We start from the raw sequence: 4,035 nt of genomic DNA on the forward strand, positions 1-4,035 counted from the left end.
CGAAATCAACTAAAATCCCTATCAGGGATTGAAACGTGATGTTTATCAAGTATGGCGTGCGATTGTTGGTAGGTCGAAATCAACTAAAATCCCTATCAGGGATTGAAACGGGGGCACGATAATACCGTGCCCTACCTATGAAATAAGCAACTGAAAATGGCTAACGGGCAAGAAATTACTTCGCCTGTGCCACAACTGTCCGATGACGCGGACTATTACGAGTAATCCTGGGTGGATGAAAACCAGCCTTCACCAGTTCTTGTTCAATATCCAACGTAAAATACTCATCTAGATAAGGTTCAGTACTCTTGAGCAACGTCAAAATGTAAGGCTGCATATTCGCATAAATTTCCGACTTAGGATTCATATCCATAATGGTCAAATAACCACCCGGACGCAGCAAACGCCTTGCCTCACGGAAGATTTGTTTTGATGCCGCTTGAGGAAGTTCGTGGAACATCAAACAGGCAGAAACTAAATCAAAAGCAGTATCCGGTAAACCTGTAGATTCAGCCGCCGCGTGTTTCCAGTTAATATTGAGATTGCGCTCCCTGGAATTGTATCCTGCCACCGCTATATAGTAGGGTGATAAATCAACACCCATAACATTTGCCGAGGGATAAAGGTTTTGCAGGGCAAACGTACTCAGCCCTACACTGCAACCCAAGTCTAAAATATCCTGTGGCTGAATTTGAACTTGAGATTTCACAATATCGTGGTAACTTTGCCGCAGCTTAGCATCGCCTTTCGTGCCATCTTCCGGACAAAGCTGTGCATGAACGGCATAAGATGCAACTTCTACCTCTAACGCGGCATCCCAGCTAAGATTTCCTTTCTCGTAAGCATGGAATGAACACAGGTAATACTCTGGGTAAGTCAACTGAGGATTTTGTACCTCAGCCAATTCACTGTCCCAATCGTGAGTTCGTAATTCCTGTACTCTCTGACGCCAAGGGACTCCAATCTTCTCCGCTCGTTTAATAATCATATTACGAGCTTGCCGCTTGGCGAAGTTGGCTAAGGGTTTGATGGATAGTAATCCATTGACAAAACCGGAGGCAATATTGGGGAACGTGCTGATGGCAGTTGTCATAAAAAAGGTTTCTTTAAGCCGAGATTCGTACTGATCAGGATTATTGTCTCAGAGTACTGACAATAAAGTAGCGGCGCGTGCGATCGCAACTCAAAGCTTGAGGCTTAGAACCTAGAACATGGAGTTCGCAACCCGAAGCTTGGAGCTTAGAACCCCATACTTGGACTAGAGAACTCAAAACTTCGGCTGTTTTGCTTGAACTGGTAAGCTCAGGCCAGACATGATACACCTGAGTCAGGGCAAAATTACTATTATCCTGTTGCTGCCAAAGGCTAATACTCTGGATTAGGCTGAAACTGTTAACTGGAACCCAACTAACTGGATACCCCGATGAGGATGACAACAGCAGAACTTCCTCCAGAGTGGAAAGATGAGATTGAAGGAATAGCTCAAGCGACTGGTAGAACATCAGGGGATGTTGTGAGAGAGGCACTGGCTCAGTACTTGAGTGCAACCGAACCCCTGACAGGCCAATTAGTCCATGCGAATATAGCTAGCTTCAGACAACTAGTAGTAGGTTTTTGTCGCGAACTTGATAACTTGGTGGCTTGTTTTTCTTACAATCTAATTCCTACTATTGAGTCTTTTGAAAATTTGTTACATCTCCTACATCTCTATACTCAATATTATTCCTCGCCTGTACCAGAAATTCAGCAGTATGCAGAAGAAGCCGACCCGGAATTCCTAATGGAAGACTTGCCAAAATTGTTGAATTCTCTAAAACAAGGAATCGAACGCATCCACCAAATTTGCCAGTCTTACCAGGAATTCAGCAACGAATTCTGCTTGGATGATGGGCAACCGGAAGTGATGAAAGAAGCAATTGCTCAATATTTAGGTAAAACAAGCCTTGTTACGAATCACTTAGTACAATCGGAAACGCCTAGGCTAGAAGCAATAATGGCTGGGTTTGGTCATGAAGTTAGCAATCCTACAGGCTTTATTATCGGCAATATCCGTTACGCTGATATTTATGCCCAAGACTTGCTGCAACTACAAACCCTCTACGCTCAATACTATTCTCATCCTATACCAGAAATTCAGGAATATGCAGAGAGAATTGACCTGAAATTCCTATTGGAAAACTTACCCAAATTGATAAATACTCTAAAAACAGATAGCAACATTATTTGGGAATGTAGTAGGAATTTGCGAACATTATTGCTTCATGAAAAATTAGATTTAGTCATAAAATTTTTACTGGGGCATCAGAATACATCATCAGATTGTGTGGGCATTCAAGTAATTAAAGAGTATGGCTCAATACCCCAACTAAGGTGGAATTCAAATCAGTTAACTTCAGTGTTGATTACTGTCATAACTCTAGCGATTCATAGTTTGGAAGAGTCAACAGCCTCTAAGATTGAGTCCCTAAAAAGAGAATTGAACCTAGAGTTTACCGACTCTGAGTTAACGCCAGCGCTCCGAATTTGTACTCACGTCAATGACAAAAATCAGATAATCATCCAAATTGGCGATTACTTGCTGCAACTGTCTTTGGATAGTGAGCAACGTCTACACGCTGAAGCAGAACCAGCGATTACGTGGGGGAATGGATACGGTTTGTACTGCTATCACGGCGTAACTTTACCCGAAAAATACGGGAAACTGCCTCCTAGAGAATGGCAAGCTCAATGGATTTTATCAGAAAACAATGCAGAACTGCGTCGAGTTCTCATTCAGGGTATTGGTTATGCACGAATTTTCACTGAATTGCAAGCCATTGAGTTGGATTCCTGGGCTGAATATAGCTTATTAAAAATTGACCAGATTATTGATATTGATAGACAGCCAATTTATTTGTTAAAAATGACCTGTCCCAGTACTGGATTTATTCACGCTCTCAGGGTACCGCCCAATATGCGGTCAGCGCGTGAGGCAATAACTTGGGTAAATTGGGGCGTCGATCCTCTAGAATTTGCAGTACAAACTTGAAGGAGCGATCTGCGCTCCGCTTACGCGGTAGCTGCGCTGGACTACGTCCCGCTTCGCTAACACGCAGCAGCGCTTCGCTATCGCTCACCCACAACCCTAAACCCACGTTCGGATACCTAGCTTTAGGTAGAAGACGCGCTACTCTGAAAGAATTCAAGCCAGATTTTGTGCGATTCTCTGCCCTTTGGGGTAGGGAATAGCTATACTGCTGTTTGCCATCAGCGCAACAGAGCAAAGTCCAATAATCCGCAGCCCATGAACCAAGTTGGCTCAAGTCAACCCTTGATGCAGCCAGTTACACTGTTTATTTTTATAGGTTCGCTCAATGTCGCACTTTTATTTTGATTCCGAAACTAACGGTCATAAGTCATTTGAGTTACCCGGTGCTAAACCTCACTACAATCCCGATCGCCCCGGACAAGTTAAGCATATTTTCCTGGATTTGACGCTGGATATCCCAAACCAAAGCTTCAGCGGAACTTGCACGATCGCACTCGAAGCAATCCGCAATGGTATTCACCAGCTAACCTTGGATGCCGTTAACCTGAATATCCAATCCGTACAGATAGAGGGAACGCCTCAATCCTTTGACTATGATGGGGAACAGCTGCATATTCAGTTAACAAACCCCACCGAAGCGGGGAAAGAAATTAAAATTGCGATCGCCTATGATGTGGAAAAACCCCAACGTGGTCTCTACTTCATCGTCCCCAATGAACACTACCCCAACAAACCCACCCAAGTCTGGACACAGGGTGAAGATGAAGACTCGCGCTTCTGGTTCCCCTGCTTCGACTACCCCGGACAGTTGGCAACCTCTGAAATTCGGGTGAAAGTCCCCAAACCACTGATTGCCATTTCCAACGGCGAACTGATCGCCACGGAAGAAAAGGGAGAGGACAAGATTTATCATTGGTTGCAGCAGCAAGTTCATCCGACTTATTTAATGACCTTAGCTGTCGGTGACTTTGTCGAAATTCGGGATGAGTGGCGAGGCAAACCCGTTA

The 4,035-nt window shown here is 44.2% G+C and carries 3 protein-coding genes and 1 pseudogene; 2 read left to right on the plus strand and 2 right to left on the minus strand.

The features are described from left to right. Positions 1 to 175 precede the first annotated feature (175 nt). Both V6C93_RS11545 and V6C93_RS11550 read right to left on the minus strand, forming a co-directional pair. The gene (locus V6C93_RS11545; protein ID WP_333476805.1) at positions 176 to 1,093 is read right to left on the minus strand and encodes a class I SAM-dependent methyltransferase; all 918 of its coding nucleotides are present in this window, start codon (positions 1,091 to 1,093) and stop codon (positions 176 to 178) included. A 40-nt stretch (positions 1,094 to 1,133) separates the two neighbouring features. Further along, on the minus strand, positions 1,134 to 1,436 hold the full coding sequence (locus V6C93_RS11550; protein ID WP_333476806.1) for a hypothetical protein: 303 nt from the start codon (positions 1,434 to 1,436) through the stop codon (positions 1,134 to 1,136). A gap of 1,148 nt (positions 1,437 to 2,584) precedes the next feature. On the opposite strand from V6C93_RS11550, the pseudogene V6C93_RS38210 reads away from it, so the two are divergent. Both V6C93_RS38210 and V6C93_RS11560 read left to right on the plus strand, forming a co-directional pair. Then, positions 2,585 to 3,028, plus strand: a pseudogene (locus V6C93_RS38210) (DUF6745 domain-containing protein); the annotation flags it as partial. A gap of 325 nt (positions 3,029 to 3,353) precedes the next feature. Further along, positions 3,354 to 4,035: M1 family metallopeptidase (locus tag V6C93_RS11560; protein WP_414644163.1), on the plus strand; the 682-nt coding region annotated here is incomplete at its 3' end.

It is taken from the genome of Allocoleopsis sp., from assembly GCF_036703385.1.
Lineage (GTDB): Bacteria > Cyanobacteriota > Cyanobacteriia > Cyanobacteriales > Coleofasciculaceae > Allocoleopsis.